This window comes from Stenotrophomonas sp. SY1 (assembly GCF_021202945.1).
Taxonomy (GTDB): Bacteria; Pseudomonadota; Gammaproteobacteria; order Xanthomonadales; family Xanthomonadaceae; genus Stenotrophomonas.
In genome coordinates, this window is the sequence record NZ_JAJOYR010000001.1 from 1,777,432 (window position 1) to 1,791,899 (window position 14,468).

15 protein-coding genes and 1 tRNA gene are annotated in these 14,468 nt (G+C 62.9%); all 16 read left to right on the top strand.

Features of this window, described 5'->3' with window-relative positions; all coding sequences use genetic code 11:
* The first annotated feature begins 46 nt into the window (after positions 1-46).
* The 16 genes from LR961_RS07360 (at position 47) to nuoL (ending at position 14,466) form a co-directional block, all read left to right on the top strand.
* Positions 47-985, top strand: coding sequence for a 2-oxoglutarate and iron-dependent oxygenase domain-containing protein (locus LR961_RS07360; protein ID WP_232147753.1), 939 nt, complete (start codon positions 47-49; stop codon positions 983-985).
* A gap of 165 nt (positions 986-1,150) precedes the next feature.
* The gene (gene tpiA / locus LR961_RS07365; protein WP_232147754.1) at positions 1,151-1,906 is read left to right on the top strand and encodes a triose-phosphate isomerase; all 756 of its coding nucleotides are present in this window, start codon (positions 1,151-1,153) and stop codon (positions 1,904-1,906) included.
* 27 nt (positions 1,907-1,933) lie between these two features.
* Positions 1,934-2,365, top strand: coding sequence for a preprotein translocase subunit SecG (gene secG, locus LR961_RS07370; RefSeq protein WP_232147755.1), 432 nt, complete (start codon positions 1,934-1,936; stop codon positions 2,363-2,365).
* Between the two features lie 49 nt (positions 2,366-2,414).
* Positions 2,415-2,499, top strand: a tRNA-Leu gene (locus LR961_RS07375).
* 112 nt (positions 2,500-2,611) lie between these two features.
* A complete protein-coding gene (locus tag LR961_RS07380) occupies positions 2,612-2,968 on the top strand; it encodes an NADH-quinone oxidoreductase subunit A (protein ID WP_232147756.1) in 357 nt (118 codons plus the stop codon).
* On the top strand, positions 2,959-3,513 hold the full coding sequence (locus tag LR961_RS07385) for an NADH-quinone oxidoreductase subunit B (protein ID WP_017354657.1): 555 nt from the start codon (positions 2,959-2,961) through the stop codon (positions 3,511-3,513). Before LR961_RS07380 ends, LR961_RS07385 begins: the two co-directional genes overlap by 10 nt.
* 33 nt (positions 3,514-3,546) lie before the next feature.
* Positions 3,547-4,299, top strand: a complete 753-nt coding sequence (locus LR961_RS07390) for an NADH-quinone oxidoreductase subunit C (protein ID WP_232147757.1) — start codon at positions 3,547-3,549, stop codon at positions 4,297-4,299.
* Between the two features lie 80 nt (positions 4,300-4,379).
* Entirely contained in the window at positions 4,380-5,609 is a 1,230-nt protein-coding gene (locus LR961_RS07395; protein ID WP_232149265.1) for an NADH-quinone oxidoreductase subunit D, read from the top strand.
* Between the two features lie 91 nt (positions 5,610-5,700).
* Entirely contained in the window at positions 5,701-6,228 is a 528-nt protein-coding gene (nuoE, locus tag LR961_RS07400; RefSeq protein ID WP_232147758.1) for an NADH-quinone oxidoreductase subunit NuoE, read from the top strand.
* 3 nt (positions 6,229-6,231) lie between these two features.
* On the top strand, positions 6,232-7,569 hold the full coding sequence (nuoF, locus tag LR961_RS07405) for an NADH-quinone oxidoreductase subunit NuoF (RefSeq protein WP_232147759.1): 1,338 nt from the start codon (positions 6,232-6,234) through the stop codon (positions 7,567-7,569).
* Positions 7,566-9,800 (top strand): NADH-quinone oxidoreductase subunit NuoG, encoded by a 2,235-nt coding sequence (nuoG, locus tag LR961_RS07410; RefSeq protein WP_232147760.1) that lies wholly within the window; start codon positions 7,566-7,568, stop codon positions 9,798-9,800. Before nuoF ends, nuoG begins: the two co-directional genes overlap by 4 nt.
* Positions 9,797-10,891 (top strand): NADH-quinone oxidoreductase subunit NuoH, encoded by a 1,095-nt coding sequence (gene nuoH, locus LR961_RS07415; RefSeq protein ID WP_232147761.1) that lies wholly within the window; start codon positions 9,797-9,799, stop codon positions 10,889-10,891. The genes nuoG and nuoH overlap by 4 nt, the downstream gene beginning before the upstream one ends.
* 3 nt (positions 10,892-10,894) lie before the next feature.
* Complete coding sequence (gene nuoI / locus LR961_RS07420) at positions 10,895-11,383, top strand: NADH-quinone oxidoreductase subunit NuoI (protein ID WP_057633763.1); 489 nt, start codon at positions 10,895-10,897, stop codon at positions 11,381-11,383.
* Positions 11,384-11,392: 9 nt separating this feature from the next.
* Positions 11,393-12,046 carry an NADH-quinone oxidoreductase subunit J gene (locus LR961_RS07425; RefSeq protein WP_232147762.1) on the top strand — a complete coding sequence of 218 codons (654 nt, stop codon included), beginning with the start codon at positions 11,393-11,395 and terminating at the stop codon, positions 12,044-12,046.
* On the top strand, positions 12,043-12,348 hold the full coding sequence (nuoK, locus tag LR961_RS07430; RefSeq protein WP_054656949.1) for an NADH-quinone oxidoreductase subunit NuoK: 306 nt from the start codon (positions 12,043-12,045) through the stop codon (positions 12,346-12,348). Before LR961_RS07425 ends, nuoK begins: the two co-directional genes overlap by 4 nt.
* A 6-nt stretch (positions 12,349-12,354) precedes the next feature.
* Positions 12,355-14,466: an NADH-quinone oxidoreductase subunit L gene (gene nuoL / locus LR961_RS07435; RefSeq protein WP_232147763.1), complete on the top strand. Its 2,112-nt coding sequence runs from the start codon at positions 12,355-12,357 to the stop codon at positions 14,464-14,466.
* The last annotated feature ends 2 nt before the right edge of the window (positions 14,467-14,468 follow it).

A 14,468-nucleotide genomic window follows, 5' to 3' on the forward strand; every position in this document is an offset into this window, starting at 1 on the left:
GCGTCGGTTCCAATGCCGGCGCCCCGTTTTCTTCTGGAGTCCTTCAATGAGTTCCCGTATTCCCACCCTCGACATCACCCGTTTCGATACCGACCGTGACGCCTTCGTGGCCGAACTGGGCGCGGCGTATCGTCAATGGGGTTTCGCGGGTATCCGCAACCATGGCATTCCGCAGGCCGACATCGACGCGGCTTATGACGTGTTCAAGGCGTTCTTCGCCCTGCCTGACGACGTGAAGAAGCAGTATCACGTGGCCGGTGGCGGTGGTGCGCGCGGCTATACCCCGTTCGGTGTGGAAACCGCCAAGGGCTCCAAGCACTTCGATCTGAAGGAGTTCTGGCATATCGGCCGGGAGATTCCGGATGACTCCAAGTACCGCGATGTGATGCCCCCGAACCTGTGGCCGAGCGAAGTGCCGGGCTTCCGCGAGTACGGCTACGGCCTGTACCAGAAGCTTGATGCGCTGGGTTCGCGGGTGCTGTCGGCGCTGGCGCTGCACATCGGCCTGCCGGAGAGCTACTTCGCCGACAAGACCAACAACGGCAACTCGATCCTGCGCCCGATCCACTACCCGCCGATCACCACCGACGACATCCCCAATGTCCGTGCCGGCGCCCATGGCGACATCAATTTCATCACCCTGCTGGTGGGTGCCAGTGCCGCCGGCCTGGAAGTGCAGTCGCACGAGGGCGAGTGGGTGCCGTTCACCTCGGACGCGGACACCATCGTGGTCAATATCGGCGACATGCTGCAGCGCCTGACCAACCACGTGTACCCCTCGACCATCCACCGCGTGGTCAACCCGCCGGGTGAGCTGGCCCGCCAGCCGCGCTATTCGGTGCCGTTCTTCCTGCATCCGAACCCGGATTTCCTGATCGACGTGCTGCCTTCGTGCATCACCCCGGAAAACCCGAGCCGCTACCCGGAGGCGATCACCGCCCATGGCTTCCTTGAAGAGCGCCTGCGCGAAATCAAGCTGAAGTAACGGTCGGGGCCGGCCTGTCCGGTTCCGGTGCGTCCACAAACGCCGTCGCGGCCCCTGGCCCGGCGGCGTTTGTGCATGTTGTCCCGCTTTGTCCGCAGTTGTCCTGCCGATGTCTGCATTTCGGCTATCCTTCGCCCACCTTTTAGAACTGGGAGTCACTCCTGAATGCGCCAGAAGATCGTTGCCGGTAACTGGAAGCTGCATGGCAGCCGTCAATTCGCCACCGAACTGGTGGGGCAGGTGGCCGCCGGTCTGCCGCTGGATGGGGTGAGCCTGGTGATCCTGCCGCCGCTGCCGTACCTGGGCGATCTGGTCGAGGACTTCGAGGACACGGCGCTGGCATTCGGCGCGCAGGATGTCAGCAGCAACGAGAAAGGCGCCTACACCGGCGAGGTGTCGGCAAGCATGCTGGTCGATGTCGGTGCTACCCATGGCTTGGTGGGTCATTCGGAGCGTCGCCAGTACCACCAGGAAAGCAGTGAGCTGGTCGCACGCAAGTTCGTCGCGGCGATTCATGCCGGTCTGATTCCGGTCTTGTGTGTGGGTGAGACGCTGGAGCAGCGTGAAGCCGGCCAGACCGAACAGGTGATCGCCTCGCAGCTGGCTCCGGTGCTCGAGCTGGCCGGGGTCGAAGCCTTCGCCAAGGCCGTGGTGGCCTATGAGCCGGTCTGGGCAATCGGCACCGGCCGGACCGCTTCGCCGGAGCAGGCGCAGGCCGTACATGCGTTCATTCGTGGCGTAGTCGCCGAGCGCGATGCTAGAATCGCCGATTCGTTGCCGCTCCTCTATGGTGGCAGCGTCAAGCCCGACAATGCTGCAGAGCTGTTCTCACAGCCTGACGTCGATGGCGGGCTGGTAGGTGGCGCTTCGCTGGTGGCGGCTGATTTTCTGGCCATCGCGAGGGCAGCAGCCGGTCGCTAACGGGTAATTGTCCGGGACGGATTTCAAATGCTGATGTTGATCCTCAATGTGGTCTATGTGCTGGTGGCGATCGCGATGATCGCGCTGATCCTGATGCAGCGTGGCTCTGGCGCCGCTGCCGGCTCCGGCTTTGGTGCCGGCGCTTCGGGTACGGTGTTCGGTGCACGCGGTGCATCCAACTTCCTGTCCAAGTCCACCAAGTGGCTGGCCGTGGTGTTCTTCGGCATCAGCTTGTTCATGGCCTGGTACGCCAGTCACAGCTCGCGTCCGGCCGATGCCGGCCTGGGCGTGATGACGCAGGTCGAAGCCCCGGCAGCGGCTCCGGCCGTGCCGGCAGGTGAGCTGAAGGCAGTGCCGCAGGCTCCGGTCGTGGGTGCGGTGCCGCAGGCAGCCTCCCCGGCGGAAAATATTCCTTCGGGAAGTGAAGAAAAGCCCGCTGAAGCCGCACAGAAAGACTGAAGACGGTTACAATACGCGGCGCACTGCTGAGTCAGCAGTGCTGACGTAGGCCCAGGTGGCGGAATTGGTAGACGCACTACCTTGAGGTGGTAGCGACGAGAGTCGTAGGGGTTCGAGTCCCCTCTTGGGCACCATAGTTTGTAAGCGGGTTCGCGGGTTGCAGCAGCTCCCGTCGTGGCAAGTCCCGTCAATCCCCCATGCCCCGTCACCCGCAGGTGTTCAGGGCAGAGGCAAGAGAGAATCGCTGTGCTGGCCGAATATTTGCCGTCTCTGCTGTTTCTGATCGTCGCCACCGGCATCGGCGTTGCGCTGATGTTGATCGGCCGGTTCCTCGCTCCCCGTTCTCCGGACAACGAGAAACTCTCCGCTTACGAGTGTGGCTTCGAGGCGTTCGAAAACGCGCGCATGAAGTTCGACGTGCGTTACTACCTGATCGCCATCCAGTTCATCGTCTTTGACCTGGAAATCATCTTCATCGTGCCTTGGACCCAGGTCTTCATGGAGCTGGGCGCCCGTTCGCTGGTCACCATGGGCCTGTTCGTGGGCATGTTGTTCCTTGGCTTTATCTACGTGTGGAAGAAGGGAGCGCTGGAATGGGAGTGATTCAGACTCTCGACGGCCTGATGAACAATCCGGTCCCGGAAGGGCGGGTTGATGACATTCTCCGTCCCGAAGGCGACAACCCCCTGCTCGAGAAGGGGTATGTGACCACCAGCGTTGACGCGCTGTTGAACTGGGCACGTACCGGCTCGATGTGGCCGATGACCTTTGGTCTGGCCTGTTGCGCGGTGGAAATGATGCACGCCGGCGCGGCGCGTCTGGATCTTGACCGTTACGGTGTGGTGTTCCGCCCGTCGCCGCGTCAGTCCGACGTGATGATCGTGGCCGGCACGCTGGTCAACAAGATGGCCCCGGCGCTGCGCAAGGTCTACGACCAGATGCCTGACCCGAAATGGGTCATCTCGATGGGTAGCTGCGCCAATGGCGGCGGCTATTACCACTATTCCTATGCAGTGGTGCGCGGTTGTGATCGCGTGGTGCCGGTGGACGTCTACGTCCCGGGCTGCCCGCCGACCGCCGAGGCACTGGTCTACGGCATCCTCCAGCTGCAGAAGAAGATCTGGCGTACCCAGACCATCGCCCGCTGATCCCCCTTTCAAATCAAGAGCACGCCAGCCCCCATGGCCCAGCAAGCACCTTCACTCATCGATCGACTTGCCGCACGTTTTCCCGGTGCGCAGGTCATCGTGGTCGAACCGCGCGGCGAAGTGACGCTGGAGGTTCCTGTGGCCGATTGGCACGCAACCGCGCTCGCGCTGCGTGACGAACTCGGCTTCGAGCACGCCACCGACCTGTGTGGTGTTGATTACCTCGGTTACGGCAGCGACGAATGGGACACCTCGGACGTGTCCGCGCACGGTTTCAGCCGCGGCGTGGAAGGCACTGGTGCCGGTCGTTTCGCCTGGGGTGAATTTCCCAGTCATGAGAGCGCCGATGGCGCGCGTCCGGATGCGCTGCCCAAGCAGCGTTTTGCCGTGGTCGCGCAGCTGCGTTCCTACCAGCACAACCAGGCACTGCGCATCCGTTGCTTCGCGCCGAGCGAGTCACTGCCGGTGGTGGCGTCGCTGATCGATGTCTGGCCGGGCCTGAACTGGTTCGAGCGAGAGGCGTTCGACCTGTACGGCGTGATCTTCGAAGGTCACCCGGACCTGCGCCGCATCCTGACCGACTACGGTTTCGTGGGTCATCCGTTCCGCAAGGATTTCCCGCTGATCGGCAACGTCGAAGTGCGTTACGACGAAGAAAAGAAGCGTGTGGTGTACGAGCCGGTGACTTCGGTCGAACCGCGCGTCGGCGTGCCACGCGTGATCCGCGATGACGCCCGCTTCCAGACTGCCGAAGGCGAGCGCACGCAGACGGAGGCCAGCAAGTGAGCAAGTCCGTAATTCAGCCGGCCTCCGAGGCCTTTGCCAGCAATCCCGCCGAAGCCCGGCAGGAGATCCGCAACTACACGATGAACTTCGGCCCGCAGCACCCGGCCGCGCATGGTGTGCTGCGTCTGATCCTGGAAATGGACGGTGAAACCATCGTTCGCGCTGATCCGCACGTGGGTCTGCTGCACCGTGCGACCGAGAAGCTGGCCGAGTCCAAGCCGTTCAACCAGTCGGTCGGCTACATGGACCGTCTGGATTACTGCTCGATGATGTGCAACGAGCATGCTTATGTGCGTGCCATCGAAACCCTGATCGGGGTCGAGGCGCCGGAGCGTGCGCAGTACATCCGCACCATGTTCGACGAAGTCACCCGCATCCTGAACCACCTGATGTGGCTGGGTTCGAACGCACTCGATCTGGGCGCGATGGCGGTGATGCTGTACGCGTTCCGCGAGCGCGAAGAGCTGATGGATTGCTACGAAGCGGTGTCCGGCGCGCGCATGCACGCGGCGTACTACCGTCCGGGTGGCGTGTACCGCGATCTGCCGGACACGATGCCCAAGTACAAGGAATCGCGTTGGCACAAGGGCAACGCGCTGAAGCGTCTGAACGCCTCGCGTGAAGGTTCGCTGCTCGACTTCCTGGAGAACTTCACCAATGAGTTCCCGGGTCGTGTGGACGAATACGAAACCCTGCTGACCGACAACCGCATCTGGAAGCAGCGTACCGTCGGCATCGGCGTGATCAGCCCGGAGCATGCATTGGCATGGGGCATGACCGGCGTGATGCTGCGTGGTTCAGGCATTGAATGGGATCTGCGCAAGAAGCAGCCGTACGCCAAGTACGATGCTGTCGATTTCGATATTCCGTTGGGCACCGCCGGCGACTGCTACGACCGCTACCTGGTCCGCATTGCCGAGATGCGTCAGTCCAACAACATCATCAAGCAGTGCGTGAAGTGGCTCAAGGCCAACCCTGGCCCGGTCATGGTCAAGAACTTCAAGGTCGCTCCCCCGGCTCGCGCCGAGATGAAGGACGACATGGAAGCGCTGATCCACCACTTCAAGCTGTTCAGCGAAGGCTACTGCGTGCCGGCCGGTGAAACCTATGCCGCCGTCGAAGCGCCCAAGGGTGAGTTCGGCTGCTACCTGGTTTCCGACGGCGCCAACAAGCCGTTCCGCGTGCACCTGCGTGCACCGGGCTTCGCCCATCTGTCCTCGATCGACTCGATCGTACGCGGCCACATGCTGGCCGACGTGGTGGCCATGATCGGCACCTACGACCTGGTGTTCGGTGAGGTCGACCGGTAATGCCGGGCAGCTGCACAACGTCCGATGCCTGCGCGGCTCTGCTGCTGCGGGCATCGGTTCTTCAGAATCTGGTATTCGTTGAGGTCGGCCGATGAAGGCGACAGGTAATTTCGAGGCGGCGCGTGACGTCGACCCGATGGTGGTGCTGAGCGACAAGACCCGTGCTCACATCGATCACTGGCTGACCAAGTTCCCGCCCGAGCGCAAGCGTTCGGCGGTGCTGCAGGGTCTGCACGCAGCGCAGGAACAGAACCAGGGCTGGCTGACCGACGAGTTGATCGCCGGCGTGGCCAAGTACCTGGACCTGCCGTTCGTGTGGGCCTACGAGGTTGCAACCTTCTACTCGATGTTCGAGACCGAGAAGGTGGGCCGCAACAACGTCGCCATCTGCACCAACATCAGCTGCTGGCTCAACGGCGCCGACGACATCGTCCGCCATTGCGAGAAGAAGCTGGGCATCAAGCACGGTGAATCGACCGCCGACGGCCGCGTCTACCTCAAGAAAGAGGAAGAGTGCCTGGCCGGTTGCGCGGGCGCGCCGATGATGGTCATCAACGGTCACTACCACGAGCGCCTGACGCTGGACCAGGTCGACGCGCTGCTGGACGGGCTGGAGTAAGGCATGGCACACCACGAAACCAAGGGCCCGGTCGGACCGGCGCCGCTTCCGCACCAGGTGGTTTACACCACGCTGCATTACGACACCCCGTGGTCGTACGAAAGCTATCTGAAGACCGGCGGCTACGCAGCGCTGCGCAAGATCCTCGAAGAGAAGATCTCGCCGGCCGACGTGATCGAGATGGTCAAGCAGTCCGGCCTGCGTGGCCGTGGCGGCGCAGGCTTCCCGACCGGTTTGAAGTGGTCCTTCATGCCGAAGGGTGACGTGCAGAAGTACATCCTCTGCAACTCGGATGAATCGGAGCCGGGCACCTGCAAGGACCGCGACATCCTGCGTTACAACCCGCATTCGGTGGTGGAAGGCATGGCGATCGCCTGCTACGCCACCGGTTCGACCGTGGGCTACAACTATCTGCGCGGTGAGTTCCACCACGAGCCGTTCGAGCACTTCGAGCAGGCCCTGGCCGATGCCTACAAGCACGGCTGGCTGGGCAAGAACGTGCTGGGCAGCGGCGTGGATATCGATATCTACGGCGCGCTGGGCGCTGGCGCGTACATCTGCGGCGAAGAAACCGCATTGATGGAGTCGCTGGAAGGCAAGAAGGGCCAGCCGCGCTACAAGCCGCCGTTCCCGGCCAACTTCGGCCTGTACGGCAAGCCGTCGACGATCAACAACACCGAAACCTACGGTTCGGTGCCGGCGATCATCCGCAACGGTCCGGAGTGGTTCAAGGGCCTGAGCCTGACCAACAACGGTGGCCCGAAGTGCTTCTCGGTCTCCGGTTGCGTGACCAAGGGTGGCAACTTCGAAGTGCCGCTGGGCACGCCCTTTGACGACCTGTTGGAGATGGCCGGTGGCCTGCGTCCGGGTCGCAAGCTGAAGGCGGCCATCCCCGGTGGCGTGTCGATGCCGGTGCTGACCGCCGAGCAGCTCAAGGGCCTGCCGATGGATTACGACACCATCCGTGCGCTGGGCTCCGGCCTGGGTTCGGGTGCCATCGTGGTGTTGGATGACAGCGTGTGCTGCGTCAAGTTCGCTTGCCGCATCAGCCAGTTCTTCCACAAGGAATCCTGCGGTCAGTGCACCCCGTGCCGTGAAGGTACGGGCTGGATGCACCGCGTGCTGGAGCGCATCGTCGCCGGCCAGGCAACGATGGAAGACCTGCACCAGCTCAAGACGGTGGCCGGCCAGATTGAAGGCCACACCATCTGCGCGTTCGGTGAAGCGGCCGCATGGCCGATCCAGGGTTTCCTGCGCCAGTTCTGGGACGAATTCGAGTACTACATCGTCAACGGTCATTCGATGGTTGACGGCAAGAAGGTGGAGGCTGCTGCCGCATGAGCGCGCAACCGGTAAATCCCAACGTGCCACCAGATCATGTGTCCATCGAGATCGATGGCCAGTCGCTGGTCGTGCCCAAGGGTTCGATGATCATCCAGGCCGCCGACAAGGCCGGCATTCCGATTCCGCGCTTCTGCTACCACGAGAAGCTGCCGATCGCGGCCAACTGCCGCATGTGCCTGGTCGACGTTGAAAAGTCACCCAAGCCGTCGCCGGCCTGTGCCACGCCGGTCATGGATGGCATGAAGATCCAGACCCGCAACGAGAAAGCGCTCAAGTACCAGCGTTCGGTGATGGAGTTCCTGCTCATCAACCACCCGCTGGACTGCCCGATCTGCGATCAGGGCGGCGAGTGCGAGCTGCAGGACGTTTCGCTGGGCTACGGCCGTTCGGTCAGCCGCTTCAACGAGCGCAAGCGCGTCGTGGTCGACGAGGACATGGGGCCGCTGGTCGCCACCGAGATGACCCGCTGCATCCAGTGCACGCGCTGCGTGCGTTTCACCGCCGAAGTGGCTGGCACCTACGAACTGGGTGGCATGTACCGCGGTGAGAACCTGCAGATCGGCACCTACGACGGCAAGCCGTTGACCACCGAGCTGTCCGGCAACGTCATCGACGTCTGCCCGGTCGGCGCGCTGACCAACAAGGTGTTCCAGTTCAAGGCACGCCCGTGGGAACTGACCGCACGCGAATCGCTGGGTTACCACGACGCGATGGGTTCGAACCTGTTCCTGCACGTGCGCCGCGGCGAAGTGTTGCGCGCCGTGCCGCGTGACAACGAGCTGGTCAACGAGTGCTGGCTGTCCGACCGCGACCGTTATTCGCACCAGGGCCTGTACGCCGCCGACCGCGCGAACAAGCCGCTGCAGAAGGTCAACGGCGAGTGGAAGGAAGTGAGCTGGGCTGAAGGTCTGGCCGCTGCCCGCGAAATTTTTGAAGCCAATCGTGGCGACGACCTCGGCGTGCTGGTGCACCCGTCCACCTCGAACGAGGAGGGTGCATTGCTGGCGCGTCTGGCCGCTGCCCTGGGCTCGAACAACATCGATCACCGCATCAACAACCGCGACTTCTCCGATGCGCCGGTTGCCGAAGTGTTCGGTGCGTCTCTGGCCGAGATCGAAAGCGCCGACCGCATCGTGGTGCTGGGTAGCAATATCCGCCACGAGCTGCCGTTGCTGCACGCCCGCCTGCGCAAGGCGCAGACCACGAACGGCGCGCAGATCTTCGCGGTCAACCCGGTCGATTTCGACTTCGCCTTCAAGCTGGCCGGCAAGCAGATCGTCGCTCCGTCGCGCTTCGTTGAAGCGCTGGGCAACGCGCAGCTGGTTGACGCGGTGAAGGGCGGCAACAACACCGTCATCATCGTCGGTGCCATTGCCGAGAATCATCCGCAGGCTGCTGCAATCCGTTCGGCTGCCAGTGCTTTCGCAGCGGCCACCGGTGCCAAGCTGTGCCGCATTCCGCAGGGCGCCAACGCACTGGGCCTGGCCCGCGCTGGCGTGCTGCCGGCCGGCAAGGACGTCAATGCAATGCTGGCGCAGCCGCGCAAGGCTTATGTGCTGTACGGCATCGAGCCGGGCCTGGACTTCGCCGATACCGCCGCCGCCCGCAAGGCGCTGGCGGGTTCCAAGGTGGTTGCGTTCAGCCAGTTCGCCTGTGCCTCGACCCGCGATGTGGCCGATGTGATCCTGCCGATCGGCGCGCTGCCGGAAATCGACGGCACGCTGACCAACCTGGACGGCCGCGATCAGGTCGCCCGCGCTGGCGGCAAGCTGCCGGGTGAAGCCCGCGAGGGCTGGCGCGTACTGCGCGCCCTGGGCGGCGACATGCAGCTGACCGGTTTCGGTTTCACCGATCTGGCCGGCCTGCGTGCCAGCCTGCAGCCGGTCACCGTCAAGGTGGCAGCTTCGGCACAGCCGCAGCTGGCGGGCGAGGGGCTGGAAGTGGCTTCGACCCCGGCGATCTACCGCACCGACGCCGTCGTGCGTCGTGCCCAGGCGCTGCAATCGCACCCGCTGAACAATGACCCGCGCATCGTGCTCAATGCCGATGACGCCGCACGTCTGCAGCTGAGCGAAGGCCAGATGGCCAAGGTCGGCACCGATGCAGGCAAGGCAACCCTGTCCGTTGTGGTCGACGCACGCGTCGCCGCAGGCACGGTTTGGATTGAATCGGGCCACGGTGCGACCGCACCGCTGGGTGCCGCTCGTGTAACGGTGGTGGCTGCATGAACGAGTTGCTGTTGAACGCAATCGATCCGCTGTTCCAGTGGTTCATGTCACTGGGCGATCTGGGCATCGTGCTGTGGACGGTGCTGAAGATCCTGCTGATCGCCATGCCCGTCATCATCTCGGTGGCCTTCTACGTGTTGTGGGAGCGCAAGCTGATCGGCTGGATGCACGTCCGCCACGGGCCGATGTATGTCGGCCTGGGTGGTCTGCTGCAGGCTTTCGCCGACGTCACCAAGCTGCTGTTCAAGGAAATCATTGCTCCGGCCAGCGCGCACAAGGCGATGTACATCATCGCGCCGCTGATCGTGCTGGCGCCGTCGTTCGCGGCGTGGGCGGTGGTGCCGTTCGATTACAAGCTGGTGCTGTCCAACGCCAACGTCGGCCTGTTGTACCTGCTGGCGATGACCTCGCTGGGCGTGTACGGCGTGATCCTGGCCGGTTGGGCGTCGAACTCCAAGTACGCCTTCCTGGGTGCGATGCGTTCTGCCGCGCAGGTGGTCAGCTACGAAATCGCGATGGGGTTCGCACTGGTGGGCGTGATGATCGCCGCCGGCAGCCTGAACCTGACCGAGATCGTGCTGGCGCAGAAGGGCGATTCAGGCTTCTTCGACTGGTTCCTGCTGCCGCTGCTGCCGCTGTTCGTCGTGTACTGGGTGTCCGGCGTCGCCGAAACCAACCGCGCGCCGTTCGACGTGGTGGAAGGCGAGTCGGAAATCGTCGCCGGCCACATGGTCGAATACTCCGGCGGTGCCTTCGCACTGTTCTTCCTGGCCGAATACGCCAACATGATCCTGGTCAGCTTCCTGATCGCGATCTTCTTCCTCGGTGGTTGGCTGAGCCCGATCCAGGGCTGGGTCACGGCGGACATCTCGCCGTGGATCAACTGGATCTGGACCGGCGGCTGGCCGTGGTTGCTGCTGAAGGTACTGTTCTTCGCCAGCGCGTACATCTGGTTCCGTGCCAGCTTCCCCCGTTTCCGCTACGACCAGATCATGCGTCTGGGCTGGAAGGTGTTCATTCCGCTGACCATTTTCTGGATTGCGGTGACGGCACTGATGGTGTTCTACGGCGTGATCCAGAAGGGCGTTTGATTCATGAATAAGATCACCCACTATTTCAAAAGCCTGCTGCTCCTGGAGCTGCTCGGCGGCCTTTGGCTGACGTTGAAGTACGCGTTCAAGCCCAAGTACACCGTGCTGTACCCGATGGAGAAGTTCCCGCAGTCGCCGCGCTTCCGTGGCCTGCACGCCCTGCGCCGTTACCCCAACGGTGAAGAGCGCTGCATCGCCTGCAAGCTGTGCGAAGCGGTGTGCCCGGCATTGGCCATCACCATCGACTCGGCCAAGCGCGAGGACGGCACCCGCCGCACCACGCGTTACGAAATCGATCTGTTCAAGTGCATCTTCTGCGGCTTCTGCGAGGAAAGCTGCCCGGTGGACTCGATCGTCGAGACCCACATCCTCGAGTACCACTTCGAGAAGCGTGGCGAGAACATCATCACCAAGCCGCAGCTGCTGGCCATTGGCGACCGGCTTGAAGCCGAAATCGCCGAGCGCCGCGCCGCCGACGCTGCATTCCGCTGAGGTGCCGAGATGGATTGGGTAAATATCGCTTTCTGGTTCTTCTCGATCATCGCCGGCATTTCCGCCGCATCGGTGATCAGTGTGCGCAACCCGGTGTACGCCGTGTTGTGCCTGATCCTGACCTTCTTCTCGGTCGCCTGCGTGTGGCTGTTGGTGGGGGCGGAATTCCTGGGTGTCACCCTGGTGCTGGTGTACGTCGGCGCGGTGATGGTGCTGTTCCTGTTCGTGGTGATGATGCTGGACATCGACACCACCAACCTGCGTGAAGGTTGGGTGCGTTACCTGCCGGTTGGCCTGGTGGTCGCGGTGGTGATGCTGGTGCAGATGCTGACCCTGATCGGCATCAAGGCCCGCACCGCACCGTTCCCGGTGGACAACGCCGCTGCGGTCGCCGCCGACACGTCCAACATCACCTGGCTGGCACGCAGCCTGTTCACCGAGTACCTGCTGCCGTTCGAGTTTGCCGCAGTGATCCTGACCGTCGCCGTCGTGGCAGCCGTGATGCTGACCCTGCGCCGTCGCCAGGGCCTGAAGACGCAGAATCCGACCGAGCAGACCATGGTCAAGGCCAAGGACCGCCTGCGCATCGTCAAGATGGCCGTCGAGAAGCCGGTGGTGCAGGTGAAGACGAATAACGATGGTGGCGAGGAGGCCAAGCCATGATTTCCCTGGGCCATATGCTCGCGCTGGGCGCGGTGATGTTCTGCATCTCCGTCGCCGGCATCTTCCTCAACCGGAAGAACATCATCGTGCTGCTGATGTCGATCGAACTGATGCTGCTGTCGGTCAACATCAACTTCATTGCCTTTTCGCGGGAGCTCGGCGACACCGCCGGACAGCTGTTCGTGTTCTTCATCCTGACCGTGGCCGCAGCGGAAGCTGCAATCGGCCTCGCGATCCTGGTGACCTTGTTCCGTACTCGCCACACCATCAACGTGGGCGAAGTTGATTCGCTGAAGGGCTGATCCGAGATGGAAATCACTCTCTCCAAGAGTCTGTTGATCGTAGCGGTGCTCGCACCGCTGCTCGGCAGCATCATCGCCGGCCTCTTCGGACGCCAGGTTGGGCGCAAGGGCGCCCAGTACATCACCATCCTCGGTGTGGCGGTCAGCTGTGCGCTCTCGGCGTACACGCTGTACCAGCTGCTGTGGGGTGGGGCGCAGCCGTTCAACCAGAACCTCTACACCGTCTTCGAGGTCGGTCAGTACTCGGCCCACGTCGGTTTCATGATCGACCGCATGACCGCGATGATGATGGTGGTGGTGACCTTCGTGTCGCTGCTGGTCCACATCTATTCGATCGGCTACATGGCTGACGACGACGGTTACCAGCGTTTCTTCAGCTACATCTCGTTGTTCACCTTCTCCATGCTCACGCTGGTGATGAGCAACAACTTCCTGCAGCTGTTCTTCGGCTGGGAAGCGGTGGGCCTGGTGTCCTACCTGCTGATCGGTTTCTACTTCAAGAAGCCCAGCGCCATCTTCGCCAACATGAAGGCGTTCCTGGTCAACCGCGTCGGCGACTTCGGCTTCCTGCTGGGTATCGGCGGCATCCTGTGGGCGTTCGGTTCGCTGGACTACGCCACCGTATTCGCCAATGCCAGCACCGTGCTGGGTACCGACGCAACCGGCCACGCCATGGTGCAGCTGATTGGTGACCACCAGTGGTCGATCGCCACGGTGATCTGCATCTGTCTGTTCATCGGTGCGATGGGCAAGTCGGCCCAGGTGCCGTTGCACGTGTGGCTGCCGGACTCGATGGAAGGCCCGACCCCGATCTCGGCACTGATCCACGCCGCGACGATGGTGACCGCGGGCATCTTCATGGTCACCCGCATGTCGCCGCTGTTCGAGCTGTCGCAGACGGCGCTGGACTTCATTCTGTTCATCGGCGCCACCACTGCGTTCTTCACCGGCCTGATCGGCATCGTGCAGAACGACATCAAGCGCGTGGTTGCCTACTCGACGCTGTCGCAGCTGGGCTACATGACCGTTGCACTGGGCGTGTCGGCCTATTCGGGCGCCGTGTTCCACCTGATGACCCACGCCTTCTTCAAGGCGCTGCTGTTCCTGGGTGCCGGCTCGGTGATCATCGGCATGCACCACGAACAGAACATGATGAAGATGGGCGGCCTGCGCAAGTACATGCCGATCACCCACATCACCATGTGGATCGGTACGCTGGCCCTGGTCGGCACCCCGTTCTTCACCGGCTTCTATTCGAAGGACACCATCATCGAAGCGGCCGCGCTCAACGCGCATGCTGCCGATGCAGGCTGGGTTGCGACCTACGGTTACTGGGCAGTGCTGGGTGGCGTCATCGTCACCAGTTTCTACAGCTTCCGCCTGCTGTTCCTGACCTTCTTCGGCAAGGAACGTTTCCGCGATGCGCACGATGACCACGGTCATCACGGGCACGATCACGATGACCACCACGGTCATGGCGCGCATGAACCGCACGAGTCGCCGTGGGTTGTGACTGTGCCGCTGATCCTGCTGGCCATCCCGTCCATCCTGATTGGCTTCTTCACCATCGGTCCGATGCTGTTCGGTACCGGTTGGGACGGCCACGCCGCTGCCGCGGGCGTGCCGGGCCAGACCATGTCGTTCTTCACCGGCATCGTGGACTTCTACGATCCGGCACGCGACACCATCGCCGCCGTGGGCAAGGAGTTCTGGCACGGTTCGGTGGCTTACGCATTGCACGGCATGATGATGCCGGCGTTCTGGCTGACGGTTGCCGGCTTCATCCTGGCGTGGGTGTTCTATGTCTGGAAGCCGGAATTGGCAGGCAAATCCCGCAAGACCCTGGCGCCGGTGGTTTCGGTGCTGGAAAACAAGTACGGCTTCGACAAGCTCTGGATCGACGGCTTTGCCGGCGGTGGTGTGCAGCTCGGCAAGGCCGCCCGTGCCGTGGACAGCACGGTCGTCGACGGTGTGGTGGTGAACGGCTCGGCCCGCGTGGTCGAACTGGCTGCCAACCTGCTGCGCCGCACCCAATCCGGTTTCCTCTACCACTACGCCTTCGTGATGATCATCGGTCTGATTGCCCTTCTGGGCCTGCTGATGCATTTCTGGCGTTGACC

Bases quoted from the DNA above. Each gene is read 5' to 3' on its own strand.
- secG (WP_232147755.1), top strand. From the start codon at position 1,934: ATGCTGATGTTGATCCTCAATGTGGTCTATGTGCTGGTGGCGATCGCG.
- LR961_RS07385 (WP_017354657.1), top strand. From the start codon at position 2,959: ATGGGAGTGATTCAGACTCTCGACGGCCTGATGAACAATCCGGTCCCG.
- LR961_RS07395 (WP_232149265.1), top strand. From the start codon at position 4,380: ATGAACTTCGGCCCGCAGCACCCGGCCGCGCATGGTGTGCTGCGTCTG.
- nuoF (WP_232147759.1), top strand. From the start codon at position 6,232: ATGGCACACCACGAAACCAAGGGCCCGGTCGGACCGGCGCCGCTTCCG.
- nuoE (WP_232147758.1), top strand. From the start codon at position 5,701: ATGAAGGCGACAGGTAATTTCGAGGCGGCGCGTGACGTCGACCCGATG.
- LR961_RS07390 (WP_232147757.1), top strand. From the start codon at position 3,547: ATGGCCCAGCAAGCACCTTCACTCATCGATCGACTTGCCGCACGTTTT.
- nuoK (WP_054656949.1), top strand. From the start codon at position 12,043: ATGATTTCCCTGGGCCATATGCTCGCGCTGGGCGCGGTGATGTTCTGC.
- nuoG (WP_232147760.1), top strand. From the start codon at position 7,566: ATGAGCGCGCAACCGGTAAATCCCAACGTGCCACCAGATCATGTGTCC.
- LR961_RS07425 (WP_232147762.1), top strand. From the start codon at position 11,393: ATGGATTGGGTAAATATCGCTTTCTGGTTCTTCTCGATCATCGCCGGC.
- nuoI (WP_057633763.1), top strand. From the start codon at position 10,895: ATGAATAAGATCACCCACTATTTCAAAAGCCTGCTGCTCCTGGAGCTG.
- tpiA (WP_232147754.1), top strand. From the start codon at position 1,151: ATGCGCCAGAAGATCGTTGCCGGTAACTGGAAGCTGCATGGCAGCCGT.
- LR961_RS07360 (WP_232147753.1), top strand. From the start codon at position 47: ATGAGTTCCCGTATTCCCACCCTCGACATCACCCGTTTCGATACCGAC.
- nuoH (WP_232147761.1), top strand. From the start codon at position 9,797: ATGAACGAGTTGCTGTTGAACGCAATCGATCCGCTGTTCCAGTGGTTC.
- nuoL (WP_232147763.1), top strand. From the start codon at position 12,355: ATGGAAATCACTCTCTCCAAGAGTCTGTTGATCGTAGCGGTGCTCGCA.